The organism is Bradyrhizobium sp. LHD-71, from assembly GCF_031157255.1.
Classification (GTDB): Bacteria; Pseudomonadota; Alphaproteobacteria; order Rhizobiales; family Xanthobacteraceae; genus P52-10.
Map to the genome: position 1 here is coordinate 51,587 of NZ_JAVIFX010000009.1, position 24,311 is coordinate 75,897.

Genomic DNA, 24,311 nt, shown 5'->3' on the forward strand with positions numbered 1-24,311 from the left:
TGTAAGCCTCTCGTTGCGTTGATACTCGAGATGAAATTGCATCGTGCGGTCACGAGGCACGGCGGCGCCAAAAGCGGCGATAGTGGCGCTTTGGCGGCAACCAAGCGTCAGGTGGGCGGCCGGGCAAACCTGCGCAAGACCAGTGTAACAGCCGCAAGGCCCGCAAATGCGAGCGCGAGCTGGACCGACGTTGCAGGTACTGCGGTCGAAGCTACCGCAAGCAGCGCGAGCAGGAGATTCAGGAGAAAAACGCGCGTGACGACCTGCATAACCGACAGGCCGTTGTCGGTCGCGCGCTGATAGAAATGACTGCGATGGGCTAGCCAGAATTTTTCGCCGCGCATCATTCGCCCAAGCAGAGTCACGGTGGCATCGGCCACATAGTACATCGGCAACAGCAGCGCAGCCAAAAGCTGGCCGTGCATAGCGAGATCAAGCAAACACCAGCCGAGCAGGAGGCCGGTCGGCAGGCTTCCGACGTCGCCAAGAAAGATTTGTGCAACCGGGCGGTTGAAAGGCGCGAAGCCGACGAAGGCTCCGACCAGCGCGGCGGCAAGAATGGTCGCGGGCACGGAGAGATGACCGCTCGTCCCAAGCAGAACCAGGGTCGAGGCGACAGGAATGACCTCGGCAGCAGTCATCCAGTCCAATCCGTCCATGAAATTGACGAGGTTGACGAACCACAACGCGGCAAGCGCAAGCGCCGCCCGCTCGGCCCAGAGCGGCAGGGCGGGGGTCAACCGGGCCTCGTCCGGTAACGCCGCGAGGGCGATGACGACGGCGAGTAACTGTAGCAGCAGTCGTGGGACGATCCGGGCCGGCGCCAGATCGTCGATAGCTCCGACGACGGCAATCAATACCGTTGCGGCAATTACCAGGCCGATGTGTTCGATATCTTGTGGCGCCCAGATGCCAAGCGCGAAACTTGTGGCGGTGATGGCCGCGATCACGACCCCCACACCTGCCCCTTGTGGCGTCGGGACCTGATGCGACGACCGCGCCTGCGGCAGAGCCATCGCGTGACGCCGCAGCAGCGGAAGCATCGCGAAGATGATTGCGGCCGACAGAAACGCCGCAAGCGAAAAGGCAACGGTCGTCATGAGGGTGGGGTCGTGCATTTTAGATCGAATCCGCCGCCCCGAGGGGGCAGCGCCGGCGTCGTTCAGAGCCTGCCGCAGGAGGCTCGGCGGAGAGGAATCCAAACGATCTCTAGGTCAGGAATACTGCGCCAATCAAGTCGGGAGATGGACGGGCTTGCGCAGGCAGTCAATGGTTTGGCAAGGCTGTTGAGAACGTCATATGGCGATTGTGACAACATGCCAATCGTGCGGCCAAACTCTCATTGCATGTTACTTTATGATGCGCGAAGATCATATTGAAGGAGCCCAATAATCTATGAAGCTGTTGTCGCTTGCGGGGGCCGAAACCGACAGCCAAGTTTATGCGGTTTTGGTTTCGGCAAGCCTGGTTCTGTCGGTTTGGGGAGCCTACGCCCAGTTCGTTCCGAATCCGGACGCTGTGCATTACCTGCGCGCGGCCGAGCTGTTTGCGAACGGCCAATGGAGCGAAGGGGCAGAAGTCTATCGATGGCCATTCTATAGCGCGAGCGTTGCTTTTGTGATCGCCCTGACGGGCGCGTCGGCCCTTGCGGCAGCTCATACCGTTAATGCCTTGCTGGATGCCGCAACTGCCGTCATCTTTGTCGCGCTTGTGGGAAGGCTGGCCGGCGACAGCCGCCGAATTGTCCTTTGGGCGGCACTGTTCATTTTGATGCACCCGAAGCTCATGCAGCTGCGCCCCTTGATCATCCGTGATCATGGGTTCTTCGCGTTCTTCCTTCTCGCGCTTTATCTTCTGGTCGTCGACCGCCAGTCTCCAAGCATCATGCGGAAATTGGGCATCGCAGGTGCGATCGCTCTCGCGACGCTTTTCAGGCTGGAGGGCGCCTTCCTGTTCTTGATCGTGCCTGCCTTCTATTTCTTTGACCGGAGCTCTTCGTTCGCCGCCAAGGCGGCCGTTGTTGCCGTCGTCCTGCTTGTCTGTGGTTTGTTCGTCCCTGGCTATTCGCTCTGGACCGGCACGAATGCGTTTTCGACGAGTTCGGTAACCGGGGTCGTCGGCGGTTGGTCAGGCCAGATCGAGAATCTGTTCAAGCATATGCACGTGCTGAGCGGACAGCTTGAGAAGATGTTGCCGCCCGGACGAAACGTCGGTGCGCTTGCATACGCAGGCATCGTCTGGGCCATCACTCTTGACGTCCTGCTGCGCGCCTTGACGATGCCGATCGCAGTGCTGGCGATTTTTGCATTCCTGCCACGGCGGCTGCTGCCTGAGTTCGCTACGCGCTTCGTTGGTTGGTTCGCCTGGTGGCAGCTGCCGCTGCTGCTGACGTTCATGGCGTTCGCATTGTTCCTGGATTGGCGGTACGCAATGGCCTTCGCCCTCGTCGGGGGAATTCCGGCTGTGTTCGCGTTGGAGGCCGCCGCGCACAATGCTTCATTCGGCGGTCGCCGCGAAAAGCTTGTGCTGTATGCGGCGGTCGGAGCAATCGTCATTCCCTTCATGTTGGCTGTTCCGAAGGTTTCAAATCTGTCCTATATGCGTGATGCTGGTTACTGGATTCGGGACGAACTGCCTGTCGGCACCGGAATTCTGACCAATGAGGGGCGGCTCGCGTATTTTTCGGGCAGGGCGTACGAGCGCGAGATCAGGTTCCGCGTTACGGAAGGCTTGAAGGACAGTCTGCCGGGTGCGGATTACCTTCTGTTGCATATCCATAGCGAGGTGTCCCCGTCCATGCCGGGGATCGACCAGGCAAAGATCGTCGCGACGTTCAAGGGCGAAGGCGACGGGCGAATTGTGGCGTATCGCCTTCGCTGAAACCCTTTGCAGGGTCTGATGACAAAACCGACGCGGGTGGTGGTCACGGGTGCCAGCGGCTTTGCGGGCAGTCATCTGGTTTCGTGCCTTGCGGCGATGGATTTCAAGGTACTTGCGCTTAGTCGCGCGCCCGGCAACGCTCTTGATCGAAAGAACGTAACCACGGCGCGGATGCCCGATCTCGCTGATCCTCGCCCCGCATGGGAGGATATTCTTGGTTCCGGCGACGTCGTCGTTCATCTCGCTGGCCTCGCTCATGGCGCGGTTGATGACCCGCGACATGACGTGATCAATCATCGCGGAACTGCACGGCTTGCAGAGGCTGCCGCCACGGGCTCGGTTGAACGAATCATTCTCGTGTCTTCGATTGCCGCGCAGACAGGAAACACGGCCGCAAAGGTGCTGAGCGAAGCGGATGATCCAAGTCCGGTGAGCGCGTATGGCCGCTCGAAACTTGAAGCGGAAAGGGCGGTGCGCGACAGCGGCGTTCCCTATACGATCCTGCGGCCGGTCGTCATCTACGGGGAGGGCGCAAAGGGAAATCCGGCTGCGCTTGAAAGATTGGCTCGCATGCCGATACCGTTACCGATTTCGGGCCTCACCGCGCGCCGATCCGTTCTCTCCGTCGGCAATTTCAGCCGGGCCGTGCTGGCCGTGCTGACGAGTGAACAAGCGCGCAACGAGGTTTATCTCGTTGCCGACCCGCTTCCGCTGACCGTCAGCGAAATGGTCGTCCGCTCCCGCAAATTGTCGGGGAGGCGGCCCGGTCTGATCTATGTTCCACCCTCGCTGCTGAAAGCCCTGTTTGTAACATTCGGCCTGCGGAGCGTCTGGAGACGGATCGGCGAGCCACTGGTCGTGAGTACAGACCGCCTTCGTTCGTTGGGCTGGACGCCGCAATAGTCGTGTTCGCGACCTTCCGTCCCGCTCGCGGTGGCGAGATTGCGACGATCCTGGTCGCGCCGTTGTATTAGTTCTTTGCTTTTGTTAAGGAAATTTCTCAGCAGTGAGATCGCGTGCCGCTGGCGATCGGGGACAGGCAGCGAACAACTCGGGCCGGAGTAGGATGAAGTTTTTTCGGGGCCTGACCAAGCGCAGTCTTCTGATAGGGCTGCATGACGCGCTTGCGACCGCCGCTGCCGTGTATCTGAGCTTTCTGCTCAGATTTGGCGAAACGGACTTCCCTGAGCGTTTGCCCTTACTGCTGGTTATTCTGCCGTACTTCGTCGTTTTCAGCGTGGTGGTTTGCTACGTCTTCCGATTGACCACCACCAAGTGGCGGTTCACGTCGCTGCCCGAAATCCTCAATATCGTGAAAGTATCGAGTATTCTCAGCATAGCGCTGTTGGTACTTGATTACATTTTCGTCGCGCCGAACGTCTATGGAAGCTTCTATTTCGGCAAAACCACCATCGTCATCTACTGGCTGCTCGAGATCGCGCTGCTCAGCGGTTCGCGGTTGATTTACCGTTACTATCGGACGGCGCGAACGCGAACGCGGGCGCTGTCCGCCAACGCCACGCCGGTGCTGCTGTTGGGCAATGCGGCCGACGCGGAGCTCTTGATCCGAAGCATTGAGAGCGGCGCGGTTCGGCAAATCTGGCCGATGGCGCTGCTGTCGCCTTCGCTGGCCGATCGCGGCCAGATGATCAGAGGCTTGCCGGTCATCGGCGGCCTGGACGACATCAAGGAAGCTGTGGCCTTGCTCTCCCGGCGGGGAAAAGCCGTCGAGCGAATTGTCATGATGCCGTCATCTTTTCGCGACGAAAGCCGGCCTGAACACGTCATCCGCGAGGCGCGCAGTGCAGGTTTGATCGTCAGCCGTCTGCCGTCGCTCGAAGACAGTTACGAGCAGCCGCGTCTGACGCCGGTCGCCGTCGAAGATTTGCTGCTGCGCCCGACGGTGAAGATCGACTACGGTCGGCTCGAGGATCTTGTAAAAGGAAAATCGATCGTCGTCACAGGCGGCGGCGGATCGATCGGCGCCGAGATCTGCAATCGCATCGTGGCGTTCGGCGCGGCGCGGCTGATGATCCTGGAGCACTCCGAGCCGGCGCTGTATGCGGTGATGGAGACCCTGAGCAGCCGCCGGAACGGCGTGGCGATCGACGGCCGCATCGCCGATATCCGCGAACGTGAGCGGGTCGTTGCGCTGCTTGGTGAGTTCAAGCCCGACATCGTGTTTCACGCAGCCGCCTTGAAGCATGTGCCGATCCTCGAACGCGATTTTGGCGAGGGCGTCAAAACCAACATCTTCGGCACGATCAATGTCGCCGATGCCTCGTTGGCCGCCGGCGCCCGCGCGATGGTGATGATCTCCACCGACAAGGCGATCGAACCCGTTTCGATGCTCGGCCTCACCAAGCGCTTCGCGGAGATGTACTGTCAGGCGAGAGATCATGAGCTTGCCCGCACCGCCTCCGCGCGGCAGATGCGGTTGATCTCCGTCCGCTTCGGCAACGTGCTTGCGTCGAACGGGTCGGTGGTGCCCAAATTTAAGGCGCAGATCGAAGCGGGCGGGCCGGTGACGGTGACGCATCCTGACATGGTGCGCTACTTCATGACCATCCGCGAAGCCTGCGATCTCGTCATCACGTCGGCCAGCCACGCGCTGAGCGCAGCGACGCACGATGTCTCGGTCTATGTGCTCAACATGGGCCAGCCGGTTCGCATCGCCGATCTCGCCGAGCGGCTGATTCGGCTCTCCGGGCTCATTCCCGGAGAGGATATCGAGATCGTCTATACCGGCATCCGGCCGGGCGAGCGGCTGCACGAAATCCTGTTCACGCCGGATGAGCCGCCGACTACGATCGGAATCGAGGGGATTACTGCGGCGAAGCCTGACGAGCCCTTGATGGCGTCTGTGCAGCGATGGATTGAGGCATTACGTGATGCGGAGCGGGCTCAGGACCACGACCGCGTGCGTGCCATCCTGCAAGGTGCGATACCGGAATTTCGGCAACGAAGCGAAGCCAATCCTCCGGTCGAACCAATTCGGTCGGCTCTCTGATAGGCTGAGCGCAGTCTGGCCGAAGCGCCACGAAGCACTCTTTGTTTCAGCGGTGCAATAAACGCGCTAGTTCCCCGCAAAATCCGCATTTTGGCCGCATCCCGGATAGGCTGCGGCAATATTGATGTTTGGTCGCGGGGAGGCTAATTCTCCGGAAATCGTCGCGCCCATGTTGCAGTTGATGAGGGCAGGGCGCACGCCGCCGGGTAAGGATTTCGTCGGCCGTGCATCGATCTTGGGGAATCTGAAAACCATGGCCATCGAGTTCATCGATCTGAAGGCGCAACTGCGGTCAATCCGCGCGCCGGTCAACGAACGGATCCAGAAGGTGCTCGACCACGGCCAGTTCATTCTGGGCCCCGAAGTGAGCGAGATGGAGCGGCGGCTCGAAGCGTATACAGGCGCCAATCACTGCGTGAGCGTTGGCTCTGGAACCGATGCGCTCTTGATCGCGCTGATGGCACTGGGCGTCGGCCCGGGGGACGAGGTCATCACCACGCCGTTCACGTTTGTCGCGACAGCGGAGATGATCGTCCTGCTCGGTGCGACGCCCGTATTCGTCGACGTCGAGCCCGATACCTGCAACATCGATGCCGAGTTGATCGAGGCGGCGATCACACCACGAACCAAGGCGATCATGCCGGTGTCGCTGTATGGGCAGACCGCCGATATGGACGAGATCAACACGGTCGCCGCGAAACATGGCCTTGCTGTTATCGAGGATGCTGCGCAAAGCTTCGGCGCCGAGTACCGCTCGCGCAAGAGCTGCAACGTCTCCGCAATCGGCTGCACCAGCTTCTTTCCGAGCAAACCGCTCGGTTGCTATGGCGACGGCGGCGCGATCTTCGTCTCCGATAGCAAGCTCGCCGAGACCATGCGCGAACTGCGGGTGCATGGTCAGGAGAGCCGCTACTACCACACCCGGATCGGTGTCGGCGGGCGGATGGACACGCTGCAGTGCGCGGTCATCCTCGCCAAGCTCGACACGTTCGACTGGGAGGTCGACGAGCGCATCCGGATCGGCCGGATCTATCGCGACATGGTCGCGGAGATTCCAGGCATCCAGGCGCCGATCGTTCGCAACGATCGCACCTGCGTCTGGGCGCAGTTCACAATCCAGACCGACCGGCGAGAGGAAATCGTCCAGTCGTTGAAGGAGGTCGGAGTTCCGACCGCTGTCCATTATCCGATCCCGTTGCATGAGCAACCCGCCTACAAGTCGGCCGTCCGCCTCGCAGGCACGCTTCGTGTGTCGGAAAAAGTCAGCCGGCGCGTGCTGAGCCTGCCGATGCATCCCTATCTTGATGAGATGACCATGCAGTCCATCGTGCATGCGCTCGGCAAGGCGGCGCAGCGCTGATCTTCAGCTTATCGGTCGCCGTCTCGATCGCGGGAAGGCATCGCCCTGTAACCACAGTAGCACCAGTAGGATCGCCCCATGACGCAGGATGCCGTTCTGGTCACCGGCGCGGCCGGCTTCATCGGCTTTCACGTCGCGCAGCGGCTGCTGCAGCAGGGACGCGCCGTCGTCGGTCTCGACAGCATCAACGCCTATTATGACCCTTCTTTGAAGGACGCGCGGCTCGATATTCTTCGCAATCATGAGAACTTCGCGTTCGAGAAGATCGACCTTGCCGACCGCGGAAGTCTCTTCAGCCTGTTTGCGCAGCACCGCTTCAAGCGCGTGATCCATCTCGCCGCCCAGGCAGGCGTGCGCTACTCGATCGAGCACCCGCACGACTATGCCAGCGCAAACCTGGACGGCTTCCTCAATGTGCTCGAGGCCTGTCGTCACAACGGCTGCGGGCATCTGCTCTACGCATCGTCATCCTCGGTGTACGGCGCCAACACAAAGGTGCCGTTTTCGATTCATGATAGCGTCGACCATCCGATCAGCCTCTACGCCGCAACCAAGAAGGCGAACGAACTGATGGCCCATGCCTACAGCCACCTCTACCGGCTGCCTTGCACGGGCCTGCGCTTCTTCACCGTCTACGGGCCCTGGGGCCGGCCGGACATGGCGATGTATCTTTTTGCCGATGCGATCACGAACGGCCGACCGATCCGGTTGTTCAACAACGGCGACATGCGGCGTGATTTCACCTATATCGACGATGTGGTCGAGGCGATCGAACGGCTGGTAGAGCACGTACCGCAAGCTGGTGGCGCGGCCAGCGACCCGGGAACCAGCGCCGCGCCGTGGCGCGTCTATAACATCGGCAACAACAAGCCGGAAGATCTGATGACGGTCGTCGCGTTGTTTGAACGTGAGCTTGGACGGACGGCGCACAAGGAATTTCTGCCGATGCAGCCGGGTGACGTGCCTGAAACCTATGCCGACGTTACCGACCTAGCGCGTGAGATCGGCTTTCGTCCGAAGACCTCGATCGAGGAGGGGATTCGCCGATTCGTCGCCTGGTACCGCGACTATCACCGCGCCTGAAGCCTCGACGAGGATCGTGATCCATCTCGTCGTCTCCGCGCCATAGCCGTTCGAAGAACGGCGTCGCTTCGCTCGCCTATTGCGGTTCGAAGAACGGCGCGCTTCGCTCGAATCCTGCAGATCTTGATTCCGCTCTCATCTTCAGTATACGTTTCCAGCATGATGTTCATGTCCACATTCTTCCCGCTGATCTGACGACCCAAGTCGTCCGGCGTATCCGCGCCAATCAGATCAAGCATGGAGCCGCTGAAGCGGTGGCCGAAATGGAGAATGTGTCATGCATAGAACCGAGCATATCGGGCTGACCTTGCATCAGGTCCAGGCGTTTATCGCCGACGGTTTTGTCAAAGTCGAAACCGCCTTCTGCACCGACGTTGCCAAGCGATGCAGAGATGAATTGTGGGCGGACATTGGTCTGTCGCCAGACCACCCCGAGAACTGGATTCAACCCGTTGTCCGAGTTGGGTCTAAGGCATCGCCCCCGTTCATAGAGGCGGCCAACACAGGGCTTCTGCACCGTGCCTACGATCAACTCGTCGGCAAGGATCGATGGGTTGCGCCAAGAGGTCTTGGGACGTTTCCTATCCGGTTCCCTTCACAAGATGCGCCAGGCGATGATGGCTTGCATGTGGACATGAGCTTTGGCGACGACGATCCGGATTTCATGTCGTGGCGCGCCAACGTGACGAGCCGTGGACGGGCATTGCTCATGCTTTTCCTGTTCTCGGATGTGGGGCCCGATGACGCGCCGACGCGGATACGCAAACGTTCGCACGCCATCATCGCGCGAGAGTTGCTGCCCTATGGCGACGCGGGCGCGACGCTCAGGCAGCTCTCCGCCAACGGTTTCGCGTCGACGGAGGATTGCGAGGTTGAACTTGCGACCGGTGCGGCGGGCACGGTCTATTTGTGCCATCCGTTCCTTGTCCATGCGGCCCAACCGCACCGTGGAAAACGTCCACGCTTCATGGCGCAGCCACCGCTTATGCCGAGAGGCGAGTTTGATCCGGCCCTGCCGCCGTCGCCGGTTCAGGTCGCCATCCGTCAGGCTTGTGGACTACCTTTCTGATAAGACACCCGGGGTCGCTGCGCGATCCCGGGTACTTCGATCGACTTTCTAAAACGCTACCCGCCTCGGGGGCGCCAAGTGAATCGTGCCACTCGCTGCACCGACGGACCGGGGCCTCGGCGGGTGGAGATGGGTCGCGATCGCGGCGCTAAAACTTTAACTTGAAATTCATCGCATTTGGGCTGCCGTCGCTGGGTGCGCCGAAATCGTGTACGGTTGCGACGATGACATGCGCCGATTTGAAGGCCGATAGTGAGGCGAGCAGCGAACATCAGGCTTCGCTGCGCATTGCCGTGATCGTTCCCTGCTACAACGAAGCGCCGACGATCGCTGCCGTGGTTGCTCGGGCGAAAGCCGCGCTGCCCGGCGCCGCAGTCTATGTCTACGACAACAACTCACTTGACGACACGGCAAAGATCGCACGGGCGGCGGGCGCGATTGTCGCCAACGAACGTTATCAAGGCAAGGGCAACGTAGTCCGGCGCATGTTCGCCGACATCGATGCCGACATCTATGTCATGGTCGACGGCGATAACACGTATGATCTCGAAGTAGCACCAGCGTTGATCGCGACGATGCGCGAGCAGTCACTTGATTTCGTCAACGGCGCGCGGATCGACAAACGCGCCAACGCCTATCGCGCCGGACACCGTTTCGGCAACCGGCTGCTGAGCGATCTCGTGCAATGGATCTTCGGTCACCGGTTCAGCGACATGCTGTCGGGTTACAAGATCCTCTCGCGACGTTTCGTCAAATCGTTTCCGGCCGAGTCGCAGGGCTTTGAGATTGAAACCGAGCTGACGATCCACGCGCTGGAACTGCGCATGCCCGCCGCCGAGATGCCGACGATCTACGGCGTTCGCCCGGAGGGCTCATCCAGCAAGCTCAGCACCTGGCGCGACGGCCTGCGGATTCTCTTCCTGATCTCGCGGCTGGTGAAGGACGAGCATCCGTTTCAAGTGTTCGGCACGATCGCCGTCGGTTTTGCCTTGGCAAGCCTTTGGCTCGGCGTTCCAGTGATCGCCGAATTCGTGGCCACGGGGCTTGTGCCACGCTTTCCGACGGCCCTGCTGGCGACTGGCCTCATGCTCATCGGCGTGATGAGCTTCTCCATCGGTCTCGTGCTCGACACGGTGACGAAGGCGCGTCGCGAGGCGAAACGGCTAGCCTATCTCGCCCACGCGCCGGTGCCTTAGTCCGGCCGACCGTTTTCAGTCCAGGCGCCGGGCGCAGTACCTGCCGCGTAAGCCGGCTCAATTGACCTCCAGGCTACTCAGTATTAGAATTCGGAATTCCGTATTCGGACAGGGCCTAAGCCTGATGCTGCCTCTCGAAGAGACGCCAAGTCTGATTGCGCAGGTTTATCAGCGGCTTCTGGATGCTATCGCTGATCACACGCTTGCGCCTGGATGCCGCATCCGGCAGGGCGAACTGGCGGAGCGCCTCTCGGTCTCGCGCCAGCCGATCAGCCACGCCCTCCATCTGCTGCACCGGCAGGGGCTGGTGATGGAGGCCGGTCGCAAAGGCTTCCGGGTAGCGCCGCTCGATCCCGATCATATCCTGCGCCTGTACGAGGTGCGCGGTGCGCTCGATGGCCTCGCCGCGAGGCTCGCGGCCTGTTCGCGCCTGGATCGCGCCTCGCGTCGCAAGCTGGAGGATGCCCTGCGGAGCGGAACCGAGATTACGCCTGAAACCCCACTGCCGCGGTTGATCGAGCTGGACGTTGCGTTCCACCGGGCCCTCTACGAACTTTCCGGCAATCCCGTGATCGAGCACACGGTCGGTCCGCAGTGGCCGCACATGCGGAGGTCCATGGCGTGTGTGTTGTCGCAGCCTGGCTATCCGGTGACCGTCTGGGAGGAGCACAGAGCGATCGTCGAACGCGTTTTCGCCGGCGATCCGGACGGCGCCGAGCATGCCGCGAAATCGCATGCGCTCGCGGCCGGCCGAATGACAGAGGCGCATCTAAGGGCCAGCGAAGCGGCCTGACAGACGAGGAAGCCCGACAAACCACAAGGAGGAAACGCGATGAAACTGACTGCAGAACAAATCGAAAGTTTCCACACCGAAGGCTGGCTCTTCCTGCCGGACGTGTTCGATGCCGAGGAGACGGAGTTGCTCAAGGCTGAAGCCGAAGCGATCTATCGGCAGGATCGTCCGGAGGTCTGGCGCGAGAAGAGCGGAGCGCCCCGGACCGCCTTCGCTGCCCACACTTACAGCGAGCCTTTTCGTCTTCTTGGCGCGCATCCGCGCCTGATCGAGCCTGTCGAGCAGATCTTTGGCGAGAAGCTCTACACCCATCAGTTCAAGATCAATGCGAAGTCGGCCTTCACCGGCGAGGTCTGGCAGTGGCACCAGGACTACGGCACCTGGAAGCGGGACGACGGGATGCCCGAGCCGCGCGCAATGAACATTTCGGTCTTTCTTGATGAGGTCATGCACATCAACGGGCCGCTGCTGCTCGTGCCGAAGAGCCAGACGGCAGGTGATTTGAAAGCTTCCCACGACAGGGAGACCACCTCCTATCCGTTATGGACGCTCGATGAAGAGACGGTGACCCGGCTGGTGCGCGAAGGTGGAATCGTCGCGCCGACAGGCAAGCCTGGTGGCGTGCTGATGTTTCACGGCAATCTGGTGCACGGGTCCGCAGGAAACATCACGCCTTATCCGCGCAAGATCGTGTATCTGACGCTGAATGCGGTCTCGAATTACATCCGCACGCCGACCCGACCGGAGTTCATCGCGCATCGCGACTTCTCGCCGATCGAGCCGGTTGAGGACGACGCGCTAAGGCAACTCGCCCGGCGCACAAGACAGGCCGCCTAGAACTCGGTTTATCGGTTGTGCCACGGCGCCACGGCCAGGGTCTGGCCGTGGCGCCGCGCATTCAGCCCGGCGGCTCGCCAATGGCGGTTGCCAGCAGGCCGGTTGAAATATTTTCGCTGCCAATCGCCAAGTGGCGATCGTTTCATTTCCTTTTCGGCCGATGAATTGGCGCAGACTCGCCTGCCGAGAGGCCGTGCACGTCGGGACCTGCACGTCTCTGCTGCGGTTCCGGCGCTTGCGCGGCGCAACGCCGGGCGGTTACCTCGCGCCGCCGCGATCCGGCAAAAAAGAAAAGGAAAATCAATGATTCGACGTCAACTCCTGACGGCGCTTGGCGCGGCCACGCTCCTTGGCGCGCTCGCCGTCCCTGCATATGCGCAGGACTATCCCGTCAAGCCGGTGACCCTCATTATTCCGTGGACCGCAGGTGGGCCGACCGACGTCGCCATGCGCGCCATCGCCGAAGTTGCATCCAAGCATCTCGGCCAGCCGATCATCGTCGAGAACAAGGCAGGTGGCGGCGGTGCGTTGGGTCCTGCGACCATGGCTGCGACCGCGAAGCCCGACGGCTACACGATCGCGCAGATTCCGATCGGCGTATACCGCCTGCCAATCATGCAGGAGACGACCTGGGATCCCTTGAAGGATTTCACCTACATCGTCCATCTCACCGGCTACGTGTTCGCAACCTTCGCCAGCGAGGAGTCTGGCTTCAAAACCTGGAGCGACGTCGTCGCGTTCGCGAAGAAAAACCCGGGCAAAGTCAGTTATGCCACGCCGGGCGCCGGCACATCACTGCACATCGGCATGGAGCAGATGGCGGCGAAGGAGGGCATCAAGCTGACCCACGTGCCGTTCAAGGGCGCATCCGAGGTCAACGTCGCCGTCGCCGGCAACCACACCATGCTCGGCGCCAGCGGCCTCAGCGCAAAGCCGCTGGCTGACGCAGGCAAGCTCCGCTTTCTGACGATCTGGGCAGGAAATCGCGTGAAGCTTTTGCCGGATGTGCCGACGCTGAAGGAAGTCGGTCTTCCATTCGTGTTCGATTCGCCGTTCGGCCTCGCCGGACCGAAAGGCATGGACCCGAAGGTGGTGGCCAAGCTTCACGACGCCTTCAAGAGGGCGCTCGAGGATCCGTCCGTGCTCGCGACGTTTGAAAAGTACGAGATGGTGCCGAACTATCTCGACAGCGCCGACTACACGAAGTTCGTGCAGGACTTCATGGTGTCGGAACGCAAGGCGCTGACCGACATCGGCCTCGCAAAGAAGTAGCGGCGCCAGATCTCCCGCATTCGGAAAGAAGGCCTTCCGCTGCACGGGAGGCCTTCTTTACATTTTCAGTGTCGTCCTCGCGAAGGCGGGGACCCAGCATTCCGAAGCGCTCGAAATCTATTTGCGGCCGCTCTGGAATACTGGATGTCCGCTTTCGCGGGCATGACGGCCGAACTTCGACTTGAATTGAACGCACGTTATGAACGAAACGGGGCTGAAGAGCTTGTCCGCGTGGCGGTAACCGCTTGCCTCACAGGTCGCGAAGATCAGCGACTGATGCGCGGAAGCGCCGGCAAGTGCGCCGTCGCCGACTGCGAGCGCAACCGATCCTGCCGCGCGCGCCGCATCGCCGCAGGCGAAGACACCCGGTACGGTCGTCTCCTTGACCATATTGGTCTGGATGAACGGACCCAAGGGGCCTTGTTCGAACGTGCAGCCGAGCTGCTCGGCGAGGGGGCTAGCCATATCGGTTCGCGTCAGCGTGAACAGGCCGTTCAGTGCAATGACGCGACCATCCTTGAGTTCGATATCGGCTTTGCCGCTGATCTTCGTGATCGGTTCGTACTCCAGCGTCACCTCGCGCCTGCGCAGTTGATCGAGCTGAGTCGCGTCCGGCGCAAACGCTTCGTTCACGAACAGCGTCGTGGGGCCCCAGTCGGGCAGCATGAGTGCGTGATGCATCGACAGCGCGGAGCTGGCGAGCACGCCGACCGGTCCGGCGCCCAGCTCGTAGCCATGGCAATAAGGGCAATGAAATACGCTGTGGCCCCAGCGCTCGGCCAGACCGGGAATGTCCGGCAGATGATCTGCGACGCCTGTGGCCAGGATCAGGCGTTTGGCGGCGTGGCTTTCGCCGTTGTCTGTTTCGACCGAGAAATCGCTCCCGATCAGGCGCGATGCCGCGGCGTACGCGTCGATCCAGGTGACGGTCGGATAAGCCATCAATTGCGTGCGCGCCGTAGCGGCGATCGCGCCGGGCGCGCGTCCGTCCTGTGCCAGAAATCCGTGTGAGGCTTTGGCAAAGCGATTGCGCCGACTGCCTCCGTCGATCACCAGCACGTTCCGCCGTGCGCGGGCAAGCTGCAACGCCGCGGAGAGGCCGGCATAGCTTCCACCGATGATTACCGCATCGAAGGTCATGCAAGTCTCCCTTTTGAGTTTCGCTGGTTCGTGAGACCCGCACGGAATTCGTCCACAAGCTTGGCGAGCGTGACGTCGGCAAGCTTCTCGATAAGCAACGCCTCCGCTTCCTGAAAGGCGCCGGTCAGCGTCCGGTTGACGGCTCGTTCGACAAGACATGAGGGGTGCTCGAGGTGCACGCCGATCGCCAGCAAGGTCGGCGCACCAAGCGCATCGTAAATATCCTTCAGGGTAACCTGCGAAAGGTCACAGGCGATTTCCCACCCGCCGCCGTGTCCCTTCTCGGAGCGGACGAGGCCCGCGTCGCGCAACCCTGCCATGGTCCGACGCACGACAACGGCATTCGTGTTCATGCACTCGGCGAGTTCTGCGGATGTCATCGGCCGTGTATGCCCGGCCATGTGCAACAAGGCATGCAGCGTGGCTGAAAGTCGGCTGTCACGTTTCATGTAACTTAGTATGATACATGATGCGCTTGCCGTCAAGCGCGAGTGCGGGATCGTTTACGCGCGCACGTTGTTTGATGCGCTACACCGTCAACATTCGGAACCTGTTCTGCACGACTTTCCGTCGCAAATGTCCGCCGTGGTGCGGAAAATTCTGCTTCTGCCCTGCCGCTGAACTCTGGTTTGATGCTGTCAAACAGAGGGGCGCACCGATCAAGGTCAAGCCTCCAAGAGGGAGGTTACGCGGATGGCGGGATTGCTCCGTTCACTTGCCGTGGCTGTCGCCGGTACTATCGGGCTTACGTTTCCATTCCATGCCGTTGCACAGAACTTTCCGACGAGGCCGATCACACTGATCGTGCCGTTCCCGGCGGGAGGTCCGACCGATCTCGCAATGCGCGCGCTTGGTGAGGCCGCGGCGAAGCACCTCGGCCAGCCGGTTATTGTCGAGAACAAGGCGGGCGGCGCCGGCACAGTTGGTCCTGCGACCATGGCTGCGACCGCAAAGCCCGATGGCTACACGATCGCGCAGATGCCAATCACGGTCTATCGGCTGCCGCTGATGCAGCAGACCACATGGAAGGCAGATGATTTCACTTACATCATTCATCTCACCGGCTACGTGTTTGCCCACATTGCGAGCGCTACGACACCGTTCAAGACTTGGCAGGATGTCGTTGACTACGCGAAAGCCAATCCGGGCAAGGTGACCTACGGCTCGTCGGGGACCGGAGGATCGCCGCACCTCGGCACAGAGCAGGTTGCAGAGAAGGCCGGCATCAAGCTGACGCATGTGCCGTTCAAGGGGGCGGCCGAGCTGCACGCCGCGGTCGCCGGCGGTCACGTGATGGTTGGTGCCGGGGGCGCCTCTTCGAAACAGATCGTTGATGCCGGCAAAGCGCGATTCCTGAATGTCTGGACCGCGAAGCGGCAGAAGTCTTTTCCCGATGTTCCGACACTGCAAGAACTCGGATATCCGTTCGTGATCGACTCGCCTTTTGGCATCGCCGGTCCGAAAGGCATGGATCCGAAGGTCGTCGTCAAACTGCACGACGCGTTCAAGAAGGCGATCGAGGATCCGGCCGTGATCGAAACGCTGGACCGATTTGAGATGGTACCGAACTACAAGAACTCGGCGGATTACAAGCTGGCCGTCGATGAGCAGATCAAGCTGGAGAGCGCTTTGCTTGAACGCATTGGACTTCTGAAGAAGTAGCGAGAGCGTTCGGCAATGGTCGCAAGAGAGCTGCGGCGCTGCCGGAGCAGCGGCATGGAAGGAAAGGAAGACGATACAGATTCATCGCAAGCGGACGGTCAATCTTATAACGAAAAGCCGAACGCTTCGAAGCACGAGAGTCACGGACAATAACGTGATCCACCGAGCCGCGGCCGCCGCGCAAGTGACGGTCTCGCTGCTTTCATCTGAGAGGAAAAATGAACTACCCGCGTCTGAAAGCTATTCTGGCGTCCCTCGGTCTCATGGTTCTGGCGGGTGCGGCGTCTGCCCAGGATTATCCCTCCAAGCCGATCAATCTGATCGTGCCCTGGCCCGCTGGCGGCCCCACCGACATCACCATGCGCGCGATGGCGGAGGCTGCTGCCAAGCATCTCGGCCAGCCGATTGTCATTGAGAACAAGGCTGGTGGCGGCGGCACGGTCGGTCCTGCGACGATGGCTGCAAGTGCCAAGCCCGACGGTTACACGCTCGCGCAAATGCCGATCACCGTCTATCGCCTGCCGTTGATGCAGAAGACGACGTGGAAGGCCGACGATTTCACCTACATTATCCATCTGACGGGCTACGTGTTCGCGGTGTTTGCCGGGGCTGACACGCCGTTCAAGACCTGGGAAGACGTGATCGCCTATGCAAAGGCCAACCCAGGCAAGATCACCTATGGCTCGACCGGCTCGGGGACCTCGTTGCATCTCGGCATGGAGATGCTTGCGGAGAAGTCGGGCGTAAAGTTCACGCATGTGCCGTTCAAGGGCGCAGCCGAAGTGAATGCTGCGGTCGCCGGGGGTCACGTAATGCTCGGCGCTAGCGGCACCAGCATCAAGCCGCTGGTCGATGCCGGCAAGGCACGCTTTCTCAATGTCTGGACTGCCAAACGCGTCTCGTTCCTGCCCGAGATTCCGACGCTGCAGGATCTTGGCTACCCCTATGTCATCGACTCTCCTTGGGGCCTTGCCGGACCGAAGGGCATGGATCCGAAAGTGGTGGCGAAGATTCACGACGCCTTCAGGAAAGCGTTGCAAGAGCAGCCGGTGATCGACACGCTTGCGCGGTTCGACATGGTGCCGAACTACAAGAACACGGCCGACTACAACGCCGCCGTGGCCGAGCAGATCAAGCTCGAGGAGGCGCTGCTCAAGCGCATCGGCCTGGAACGAAAGGACTGAGAAAAGACAGGCGGCAGGAGCACCCCAGCGGCTCTTGCCGTTCTGTTTCCCGCCGGCATGATGGTCGTTGTGGAATCGTTACCAAACGGGCCCCTGTAAGGTGAGCGCCCGCGCGTTGATCGTGACGAAAATTCAAAGTGAGGAAAAATGCTCAGTTCGAAACTTTTGAGGGGCGTGCTCGTGGCGCTGTCTCTGGCCCCGGCAGCGGCTGTGGCGCAGGACTTTCCAACGCGACCTATCACCTTCATCGTCCCGTGGGCCGCGGGCGGCGCGACCGATATCACCATTCGCGCGCTTGCGGATGCTGCGTCCAAGCATCTCGGTCAGCCGATCGTCGTCGAGAACAAGGCGGGCGGTGGCGGCACGGTCGGTGGCGCAACCATGGCTGCATCGGCCAAGCCGGATGGCTACACCATCGCGCAGATTCCGATCAGCATCTTCCGCTATCCGATCATGCAAGGTGCGACCTACGATCCGGTGAAGGATTTTACCTACATCGCCAATATCGCAGGCTACGTGTTCGCCGCCTACTGCTCCGCCGAGAGCAAGCTCGGCAACTGGAAGGACGTGATCGAGTACGCGAAGACCAATCCTGGCAAGTTGACGTATGCGTCACCGGGCCATGGCACGTCGCCGAACATCGGCATGGAGCTGATGGCGGCTGCATCGGGCGTCAAGTTCACCGAGGTGCCGTTCAAGAGCACGAACGAGGTCAATCTCGCGGTGGCGGGCAATCACACGCTGTGCGGAGCAACCGGCCTCGACGCCAAGCCGCTTGCAGAAGCGGGCAGATTGAAGTTCGTGAACGTGTGGACGGCCGAGCCCAATGCGAAACTGCCTGGCGTGCCGACGTTGAAGCAACTCGGCTATCCATATGTGTTCGATTCACCCTGGGGCGTTGCGGGGCCGAAAGGCATGGATCCGAAGGTCGTGGCGAAGCTTCAGGACGCGTTCAAGAAGGCAATGGATGACAAGACGTTCAAGGACGCGCTCGACAAGTACGATATGATACCGAACTGGATGGATGCCGCGACCTATACCAAGTTTGTCGCCGATTACATGGTCGCCGAGCGCGAGTCGCTGACCAAGCTAGGACTTGCGAAAAAATAGCTTGTTCCCCGCGCGAGCTCTGGCAAGGAGCTCGCGCGACACTTGCGCCCTCGTTTTGCACTGCGGAACAGGTTGACAGCTTCTCCGCCAGACGGATTAGATGAATCTGGGGTTCCTGGCCCGTTTCGGTTTTGCTGTTGGAAACGTTTCTAGCGGGTACCGGGCTTGCCGGGCGGCGAATGGCCACGTACAGCGTGCCGAACATGCGAAGCGAACAAGGTTTGGGCTCATGCCACGAACCACAACACGAGGGAATGGAATGAGGACGAGGTACTTGAGGTCCGGAATTGTCGCATCGGTGCTGGCGGCGGCGATGTCGGTGACGACGCTGCTTTCGGTGGAAGCGCGCGCGCAGGATTTTCCGACCAAACCCGTCACGCTGATCGTGCCCTGGCCGGCAGGCGGCTCGACCGACATCACGTTGCGCGCGATCGCGGAGGTGGCGAGCAAGCATCTGGGCCAGCCGATTGTCATCGAGAACAAGGCGGGCGGCAACGGAACAGTCGGTCCGGCGACGATGGCGGCTTCTGCCAAGCCCGACGGCTACACCATCGCGCAAATTCCGATCACCGTCTTCCGCTTGCCGATGATGCAGCAGACGACTTGGGATGCAGACAAGGACTTCACCTACATCGTTCATCTCACCGGCTACACCTTCGGTGTGACCGCGAGCGCGGAAGGGCCGTTCAAGACCTGGAAGGACGTCGTCGACTACGCCAAAGCCAATCCCGGCAAGGTGACCTACGCGTCGCCAGGCGCAGGCGGCTCGCTACATATCGGCATGGAGCAGGTTGCGGCCAAGGACGGCATCAAGCTGACGATGGTGCCGTTCAAGGGCGGTGCAGAGACCAATGCTGCAGTGCTGGGCCAACACACGATGCTGCAGGCAGATTCGACTGGCTGGAAGCCGCTGGTCGACGCGGGCAAGCTCCGACTCCTGATGCTTTGGACGGCGGAGCGCTCACCCAACTACCCGAATGTGCCGACATTGAAGGAGCTCGGCTATCCATTCGTGTTCGATTCTCCGTTTGGCCTCGCAGGCCCGAAGGGCATGGACCCCAAGGTTGTGAAGGTGCTGCACGATGCTTTCAAAAAGGCGATCGACGACCCGTCGATCAAGGCGACGCTCGCCAAGTACGACATGGTGGCGAACTACAAGAACACGGAAGACTACGTGAAGTTCGTCAAGGAAGTGACCGATAGCGAACGCAAGGTCGTGGACAGCCTCGGACTGGGGAAGAAGACCAACTGACGACCGGCTGCCGGAACTATTTCCGGCGACCTCGCTCGTCTAACTCATGGGCGGACGAATGACGGCGGTGTCTCGTCGTTTGTCCGCCACTGACGAGTGACGATCGTACGTGCGGGGATGTCGCGCGCGAAGGGGAAAGAGTTGTGAGAATCGATAACACCGAGTTGTGGAGCGGTCTTGCGGGGCTGGCTCTAAGCGCTTTCGTGGTCTGGTCGGGCTACACCCTTGGCCTCGGCTCGATCAACGATCCCGGCTCCGGCTATGTGATGTTCTATGCCGGCCTGCTGATGATCCTGTTCTCGCTGATCATCCTGTACAGCGCGATCAAGGACGGCGGTCCGACCTTCCTGTCGCTCTGGCGCAACGTGCTCTGGACCAAGCCGTTGATCGTGATCGCGCTGCTTATTGCGTTCACGCTGCTGTTCGAGACGCTCGGCTTTCTGGTCTCGACCATCATCCTCCTGATTGCTCTTCTGCGCGTCATCGATCCCGTCGCGTGGTCGCGGGCGATCCCGATCGCGATTCTTGTGCCGCTCGTCGCCTGGTATGTGCTTCAGAAGCTGCTGCTCATTCAGTTGCCCTCGGGCGCTTTCGGGATTGGATAGGGGCCGGCCATGGAAACGCTCAATCTCGTCGCGCAGGGCTTTGGCGTCGCGCTTCAGCCGATCAATCTGCTTCACTGCTTCATCGGCGTCTTCATCGGCACGCTGGTCGGCGTGCTGCCGGGCATCGGGCCGGTTTCGGCAATGTCACTATTGTTGCCGGTGACGCTCGCGGGCACGCCCGAATCCGGCATCATCATGATGGCCGGCATCTACTATGGTGCCATGTACGGAGGATCGACGACGTCGATCCTCGTCAATATTCCCGGCGAGGCGGCCTCCGTCGTCACATGTATCGATGGCCACCAGATGGCGAAGCAGGGTCGCGCCGGACCCGCGCTCGGCATCTCGGCGCTGGGGTCTTTCATCGCCGGCACCTTCGCGATCATCCTGCTGATGCTGATCGCGCCACGGCTTGCCGAAATCGCCATTGCATTCGGCCCCGCCGAATACTTCAGCCTGATGGTTCTCGGCCTGGTAATGCTGACCTTCTTGACGCAAGGCTCGATGGCCAAGGCGCTGCTGATGGCCTGTCTCGGCCTGGTTCTGGGACTGGTCGGTCTCGACAGCATCAATGCGCAGCCGCGCCTGACTTTCGGCAGCATCCACTTCATCGACGGCATCGGCATCGTTCCGCTGGTTATGGGCCTGTTCGGCGTTGCGGAGGTTCTCTACAACACCGAGCAGTCGCTGAAGCGCGAGGTCGTTTCGGCCAACATTTCGAACATGTTCCCCAACAAGGATGACTGGAAGCGGAGCGCGGGGCCGATCGGCCGCGGCACTGTGCTCGGCTTCTTTCTGGGCGTGTTGCCGGGCGGCGGCGCGGTGGTGTCCACTTTCGCGTCCTATGCGCTTGAAAAGCGGCTGTCGTCCTACCCCGAACGCTTCGGCAAAGGCGTGATCGAGGGCGTCGCCGGACCGGAGGCCGCCAATAACGCGGCTGCCGGTGGCGCGTTCATTCCATTGATGACGCTGGGTATCCCGCCGAACGTGGTGATGGCGCTGCTGCTCGGCGCATTCATCATCCACGGGCTCCAGCCAGGACCTTTGATGATCGCGCAGAACCCGAAATTGTTCTGGGGCATCATCGCCAGCATGTACATCGGCAACCTGATGCTGCTGGTGCTCAATCTGCCGCTGATCGGAATGTGGGTACGACTGCTGAAGCTGCCCTACAACGTGCTGTTCCCTTTGATCCTCCTGTTCACGATCATCGGTGTGTACGCTTCGGGCAACAATGTCTTCGACATCTACGTCATGATCTTCTTCGGCATCACGGGCTACTTCATGCGCAAGTTCGGCTTCGAGCCCGCGCCGCTGGTACTGGCCTTCGTGCTGGGGCCGCTGCTGGAGAACAATCTGCGCAAGGCGTTGATCCTGTCGCAGGGTGATCTCGCCACGTTCCTGCAGCGACCGATCTCCGCGGCCTGTCTGATCATCGCCGTCGGCCTGCTGCTCAGTCCGATGTTGCCGACGATCCGCAAGAAGCGCGAGGTGGTGGCGCTCGATTCCGAAGCGTCCTGAGCGACAGTGTCCACGATCGGAAAAAGCCGGCCATTTTGGCCGGCTTTTTATTGTTTCCACCGGCTATGCTGGCGCTGCAACCACCTATTTGCCATCGACGGGCCAATGACGCTGGCGTCGCCGACCGGTCCTGCTATGTTCCACACAGCGAAACGGTGCACTGGCGCGCTGTTCTGACGTTTCGACCGGCCTGCTGCAATCAGCTTCGTCGGAACGTCAGAACCGAGGACCGCGCTGGAATAAGGTCGGTGGTGTCCTTTTCGTTTCTGACGCCCGCGTGAAAGACGCGTGGCGGGCGTCAGAAACAGGATACCGGTGCGACTGTTCGACGAGAGGGGCGCACGGAGGGAACTGGATGTTCGATCTCGATCTGCTTCGATTGTTCGTGAAGGTCGCCGAGCTTGGCAGCATCGCCGCTGCCGCGCGCGCGGAGGGCATCTCGCCGTCCTTCGCAAGCCGTCGGATCACCGCGCTGGAGCAGACGCTGAACAGTCGGCTCGTCGTGCGCACCACACGCAACCTGATGCTGACCAACGCCGGGCAGGCTTGCCTGTCCTGGGCGCGCGACAACCTCAACCGCCATGACCAGTTGATCGACGAGCTGTCGTCGCTGGAGGGGGTGCCACGCGGCGTCGTCCGCGTCGCCTCTCACATCTACACCGGACATACCTATCTGAACGACACGATCCGCGAATTTCGTATCGCTTACCCGGACGTTCATTTTCAGATCACGATCAGCGACCGGCCGGCGCGCCTCGTCACCGAAGGCTACGACATCGCCATTCATTCCGGTCCGATGCCGGAGGGAAATTTCGTCGGCCGCAGGATCCGGAACTATCACCGCTTCGTCTGCGCGTCGCCTGACTATCTCGGGCGTCATTTCGTGCCGGTAACACCGCGCGATCTCGACCGCCTCGACATCCTCAACCATTCGCTCAACGAGCCGACAACGTGGCATTTTCGCCAGGAGGACGGGGCAGTGGTGATGCAGCCATTGCGTCCGGTGATCGAGTGCAATTCCTATCTGCTGCTGCGCGATCTTGCATTGAAGGGCACTGGTGTCATTCGTATCAGCGAGAACATGATTGGCGCGGAAATCGCGCAAGGGAGGCTCGTAAGGCTGCTGCCGAGATATCGCTGCGTCGATCCCGGCGGAGACGACTATGCCGTCCGCCTTGTCTATCCTGATCGGCACCTGCCTTTCCGTGTGCAATTGTTTGCGCAGCATTTGCTCGAGCGGTGGGGCGGCGGGCGCTCGCCGGAAGAGGAAGTCGAGCACACGATTCCCAACGTGCCGCCGGTCGTACCGCATTCCGAACGGCAGTCGGAACGGCTCTAAGAGTTTCCAAGCGACGCTGTTTGCCTACGGTGCCGCAGCAACAATGCTGCCGCGCCGCGCGGTCGCCTGCCTGCAAGTTGGGGGGCTGTCGGAGGCGCTGCGCCAGTGGAAGAGGAGACCATCGTGGCCGAACCCGTCCTCACATACGAAGTGAAGAATGAGATTGCCTATATCACGCTGAACCGACCGCATCGACGCAACGCGTTGAACGACGAACTCTCGCACGAATTGATCAAGGTGTGGCCGAAGTTCGAGAAGGACGACTCCGCGCGCGTCGGCATCCTGCGCGCCGAAGGGCGCGATTTTTGCGTTGGCCTCGACCTCAATCCGGGGGAAGTGAAGAACGAAATCCCGCACCTGATGCATCAGGCCTATCCCCGCAACGGTACTGAAACCTTCAAGCCGCTGATCGCCGCAGTGCAGGGCAACTGCATGGGTGGCGGCTACGCTTTCGCCGTGCGTGGTTGTGATTTCACGATCATGGCCGAGAATGCGCGGCTCGGCTTTCCCGAGGCGCGTGCCGGCATTTCGATCGCTCCGATCGACTATGTGCCGCTGATGCCGTTCAAGATCAGCCTCGAGTTCATGATGCTTGCCTACAAGGGCGGACGCTTCATGGATGCGCAACGCGCCTATCAGTTCGGCATCGTCAACGAGGTGGTGCCTGAGAGCGAACTGCTCGCCGCGGCCGAGCGCTGGGCGGAGATGATCAAGACTATCCCCCAGCTCTACATCAAGGCGATCAAGTACGGACACTACAAGGCGATGCATATGGAATATCTGCAGCGCGAGATGGATTACGTGCACTACATCTGGCCGCAGCAGATCAGCGAAGAGCGTAAAGAGGCAGCCGCCTCGATGCGCGAGAAGCGCGAGCCGGATTATCGGAAGACGAAGAAGAAGGCCGGGTAGGCGAGGTGAGGCACGTAGCCCGGGTGAGCGAAGCGACACCCGGGAGCTGCTTTGCGACAACGCTCCATCATTGCAAGGCATAGCCG

At 61.0% G+C, this 24,311-nt stretch carries 21 protein-coding genes; 18 read left to right on the forward strand and 3 right to left on the reverse strand.

Features of this window, described 5'->3' with window-relative positions; translation table 11 throughout:
• Window positions 1-107 precede the first annotated feature (107 nt).
• Window positions 108-1,118: a glycosyltransferase family 4 protein gene (locus tag RCO31_RS11680; RefSeq protein WP_308968506.1), complete on the reverse strand. Its 1,011-nt coding sequence runs from the start codon at window positions 1,116-1,118 to the stop codon at window positions 108-110.
• A gap of 277 nt (window positions 1,119-1,395) precedes the next feature.
• Between RCO31_RS11680 and RCO31_RS11685 the strand changes: the two genes are divergently transcribed.
• The 10 genes from RCO31_RS11685 (at window position 1,396) to RCO31_RS11730 (ending at window position 13,500) form a co-directional block, all read left to right on the forward strand.
• Window positions 1,396-2,880, forward strand: coding sequence for a hypothetical protein (locus RCO31_RS11685; RefSeq protein WP_308968507.1), 1,485 nt, complete (start codon window positions 1,396-1,398; stop codon window positions 2,878-2,880).
• A gap of 18 nt (window positions 2,881-2,898) precedes the next feature.
• Window positions 2,899-3,783, forward strand: a complete 885-nt coding sequence (locus tag RCO31_RS11690) for an NAD-dependent epimerase/dehydratase family protein (RefSeq protein WP_308968509.1) — start codon at window positions 2,899-2,901, stop codon at window positions 3,781-3,783.
• A gap of 163 nt (window positions 3,784-3,946) precedes the next feature.
• Window positions 3,947-5,890, forward strand: a complete 1,944-nt coding sequence (locus RCO31_RS11695; RefSeq protein WP_308968510.1) for a nucleoside-diphosphate sugar epimerase/dehydratase — start codon at window positions 3,947-3,949, stop codon at window positions 5,888-5,890.
• A gap of 169 nt (window positions 5,891-6,059) precedes the next feature.
• Complete coding sequence (locus RCO31_RS11700; protein WP_308968511.1) at window positions 6,060-7,250, forward strand: DegT/DnrJ/EryC1/StrS family aminotransferase; 1,191 nt, start codon at window positions 6,060-6,062, stop codon at window positions 7,248-7,250.
• A gap of 78 nt (window positions 7,251-7,328) precedes the next feature.
• Window positions 7,329-8,333: an NAD-dependent epimerase gene (locus RCO31_RS11705; protein WP_308968512.1), complete on the forward strand. Its 1,005-nt coding sequence runs from the start codon at window positions 7,329-7,331 to the stop codon at window positions 8,331-8,333.
• A gap of 277 nt (window positions 8,334-8,610) precedes the next feature.
• On the forward strand, window positions 8,611-9,402 hold the full coding sequence (locus RCO31_RS11710) for a phytanoyl-CoA dioxygenase family protein (RefSeq protein ID WP_308968513.1): 792 nt from the start codon (window positions 8,611-8,613) through the stop codon (window positions 9,400-9,402).
• Between the two features lie 224 nt (window positions 9,403-9,626).
• The gene (locus tag RCO31_RS11715) at window positions 9,627-10,598 is read left to right on the forward strand and encodes a glycosyltransferase family 2 protein (protein ID WP_308968514.1); all 972 of its coding nucleotides are present in this window, start codon (window positions 9,627-9,629) and stop codon (window positions 10,596-10,598) included.
• Window positions 10,599-10,722: 124 nt separating this feature from the next.
• Window positions 10,723-11,391 (forward strand): GntR family transcriptional regulator, encoded by a 669-nt coding sequence (locus tag RCO31_RS11720; RefSeq protein ID WP_308968515.1) that lies wholly within the window; start codon window positions 10,723-10,725, stop codon window positions 11,389-11,391.
• A 39-nt stretch (window positions 11,392-11,430) separates the two neighbouring features.
• Window positions 11,431-12,228 (forward strand): phytanoyl-CoA dioxygenase family protein, encoded by a 798-nt coding sequence (locus RCO31_RS11725; protein ID WP_308968516.1) that lies wholly within the window; start codon window positions 11,431-11,433, stop codon window positions 12,226-12,228.
• A gap of 303 nt (window positions 12,229-12,531) precedes the next feature.
• Window positions 12,532-13,500, forward strand: a complete 969-nt coding sequence (locus RCO31_RS11730; RefSeq protein ID WP_308968517.1) for a tripartite tricarboxylate transporter substrate binding protein — start codon at window positions 12,532-12,534, stop codon at window positions 13,498-13,500.
• A gap of 117 nt (window positions 13,501-13,617) precedes the next feature.
• Here the strand turns inward: RCO31_RS11730 and RCO31_RS11735 are convergent, their stop codons facing one another.
• Together RCO31_RS11735 and RCO31_RS11740 are read right to left on the reverse strand one after the other, a co-directional pair.
• Window positions 13,618-14,640, reverse strand: coding sequence for an NAD(P)/FAD-dependent oxidoreductase (locus RCO31_RS11735; protein ID WP_308968518.1), 1,023 nt, complete (start codon window positions 14,638-14,640; stop codon window positions 13,618-13,620).
• Window positions 14,637-15,089: an Rrf2 family transcriptional regulator gene (locus RCO31_RS11740; protein WP_308968519.1), complete on the reverse strand. Its 453-nt coding sequence runs from the start codon at window positions 15,087-15,089 to the stop codon at window positions 14,637-14,639. Before RCO31_RS11740 ends, RCO31_RS11735 begins: the two co-directional genes overlap by 4 nt.
• Before the next feature lie 244 nt (window positions 15,090-15,333).
• Here RCO31_RS11740 and RCO31_RS11745 point away from each other — a divergent pair, with 244 nt between their 5' ends.
• The 8 genes from RCO31_RS11745 (at window position 15,334) to RCO31_RS11780 (ending at window position 24,225) form a co-directional block, all read left to right on the forward strand.
• Window positions 15,334-16,302, forward strand: a complete 969-nt coding sequence (locus RCO31_RS11745) for a tripartite tricarboxylate transporter substrate binding protein (protein WP_308968520.1) — start codon at window positions 15,334-15,336, stop codon at window positions 16,300-16,302.
• Between the two features lie 218 nt (window positions 16,303-16,520).
• Window positions 16,521-17,486 carry a tripartite tricarboxylate transporter substrate binding protein gene (locus RCO31_RS11750; protein WP_308968521.1) on the forward strand — a complete coding sequence of 322 codons (966 nt, stop codon included), beginning with the start codon at window positions 16,521-16,523 and terminating at the stop codon, window positions 17,484-17,486.
• Window positions 17,487-17,633: 147 nt separating this feature from the next.
• Window positions 17,634-18,596, forward strand: coding sequence for a tripartite tricarboxylate transporter substrate binding protein (locus RCO31_RS11755; protein WP_308968522.1), 963 nt, complete (start codon window positions 17,634-17,636; stop codon window positions 18,594-18,596).
• Between the two features lie 313 nt (window positions 18,597-18,909).
• The gene (locus RCO31_RS11760) at window positions 18,910-19,848 is read left to right on the forward strand and encodes a tripartite tricarboxylate transporter substrate binding protein (protein WP_308968688.1); all 939 of its coding nucleotides are present in this window, start codon (window positions 18,910-18,912) and stop codon (window positions 19,846-19,848) included.
• Window positions 19,849-19,991: 143 nt separating this feature from the next.
• Window positions 19,992-20,453, forward strand: coding sequence for a tripartite tricarboxylate transporter TctB family protein (locus tag RCO31_RS11765; protein ID WP_308968524.1), 462 nt, complete (start codon window positions 19,992-19,994; stop codon window positions 20,451-20,453).
• 9 nt (window positions 20,454-20,462) lie between these two features.
• Complete coding sequence (locus RCO31_RS11770) at window positions 20,463-21,974, forward strand: tripartite tricarboxylate transporter permease (RefSeq protein WP_308968525.1); 1,512 nt, start codon at window positions 20,463-20,465, stop codon at window positions 21,972-21,974.
• Between the two features lie 355 nt (window positions 21,975-22,329).
• The gene (locus RCO31_RS11775; RefSeq protein ID WP_308968526.1) at window positions 22,330-23,313 is read left to right on the forward strand and encodes a LysR family transcriptional regulator; all 984 of its coding nucleotides are present in this window, start codon (window positions 22,330-22,332) and stop codon (window positions 23,311-23,313) included.
• A 123-nt stretch (window positions 23,314-23,436) separates the two neighbouring features.
• A complete protein-coding gene (locus tag RCO31_RS11780) occupies window positions 23,437-24,225 on the forward strand; it encodes an enoyl-CoA hydratase/isomerase family protein (protein WP_308968527.1) in 789 nt (262 codons plus the stop codon).
• Window positions 24,226-24,311 lie beyond the last annotated feature (86 nt).

What these genes read in the sequence shown, in the direction of transcription:
- RCO31_RS11770 (WP_308968525.1), top strand. Translation starts at nt 20,463, where the DNA reads ATGGAAACGCTCAATCTCGTCGCGCAGGGCTTTGGCGTCGCGCTTCAG.
- RCO31_RS11760 (WP_308968688.1), top strand. Translation starts at nt 18,910, where the DNA reads ATGTCGGTGACGACGCTGCTTTCGGTGGAAGCGCGCGCGCAGGATTTT.
- RCO31_RS11775 (WP_308968526.1), top strand. Translation starts at nt 22,330, where the DNA reads ATGTTCGATCTCGATCTGCTTCGATTGTTCGTGAAGGTCGCCGAGCTT.
- RCO31_RS11705 (WP_308968512.1), top strand. Translation starts at nt 7,329, where the DNA reads ATGACGCAGGATGCCGTTCTGGTCACCGGCGCGGCCGGCTTCATCGGC.
- RCO31_RS11735 (WP_308968518.1), bottom strand. Translation starts at nt 14,640, where the DNA reads ATGACCTTCGATGCGGTAATCATCGGTGGAAGCTATGCCGGCCTCTCC.
- RCO31_RS11695 (WP_308968510.1), top strand. Translation starts at nt 3,947, where the DNA reads ATGAAGTTTTTTCGGGGCCTGACCAAGCGCAGTCTTCTGATAGGGCTG.
- RCO31_RS11730 (WP_308968517.1), top strand. Translation starts at nt 12,532, where the DNA reads ATGATTCGACGTCAACTCCTGACGGCGCTTGGCGCGGCCACGCTCCTT.
- RCO31_RS11745 (WP_308968520.1), top strand. Translation starts at nt 15,334, where the DNA reads ATGGCGGGATTGCTCCGTTCACTTGCCGTGGCTGTCGCCGGTACTATC.
- RCO31_RS11685 (WP_308968507.1), top strand. Translation starts at nt 1,396, where the DNA reads ATGAAGCTGTTGTCGCTTGCGGGGGCCGAAACCGACAGCCAAGTTTAT.
- RCO31_RS11740 (WP_308968519.1), bottom strand. Translation starts at nt 15,089, where the DNA reads ATGAAACGTGACAGCCGACTTTCAGCCACGCTGCATGCCTTGTTGCAC.
- RCO31_RS11755 (WP_308968522.1), top strand. Translation starts at nt 17,634, where the DNA reads ATGCTCAGTTCGAAACTTTTGAGGGGCGTGCTCGTGGCGCTGTCTCTG.
- RCO31_RS11750 (WP_308968521.1), top strand. Translation starts at nt 16,521, where the DNA reads ATGAACTACCCGCGTCTGAAAGCTATTCTGGCGTCCCTCGGTCTCATG.
- RCO31_RS11710 (WP_308968513.1), top strand. Translation starts at nt 8,611, where the DNA reads ATGCATAGAACCGAGCATATCGGGCTGACCTTGCATCAGGTCCAGGCG.
- RCO31_RS11700 (WP_308968511.1), top strand. Translation starts at nt 6,060, where the DNA reads ATGTTGCAGTTGATGAGGGCAGGGCGCACGCCGCCGGGTAAGGATTTC.
- RCO31_RS11680 (WP_308968506.1), bottom strand. Translation starts at nt 1,118, where the DNA reads ATGCACGACCCCACCCTCATGACGACCGTTGCCTTTTCGCTTGCGGCG.
- RCO31_RS11725 (WP_308968516.1), top strand. Translation starts at nt 11,431, where the DNA reads ATGAAACTGACTGCAGAACAAATCGAAAGTTTCCACACCGAAGGCTGG.
- RCO31_RS11715 (WP_308968514.1), top strand. Translation starts at nt 9,627, where the DNA reads ATGACATGCGCCGATTTGAAGGCCGATAGTGAGGCGAGCAGCGAACAT.
- RCO31_RS11690 (WP_308968509.1), top strand. Translation starts at nt 2,899, where the DNA reads ATGACAAAACCGACGCGGGTGGTGGTCACGGGTGCCAGCGGCTTTGCG.
- RCO31_RS11720 (WP_308968515.1), top strand. Translation starts at nt 10,723, where the DNA reads ATGCTGCCTCTCGAAGAGACGCCAAGTCTGATTGCGCAGGTTTATCAG.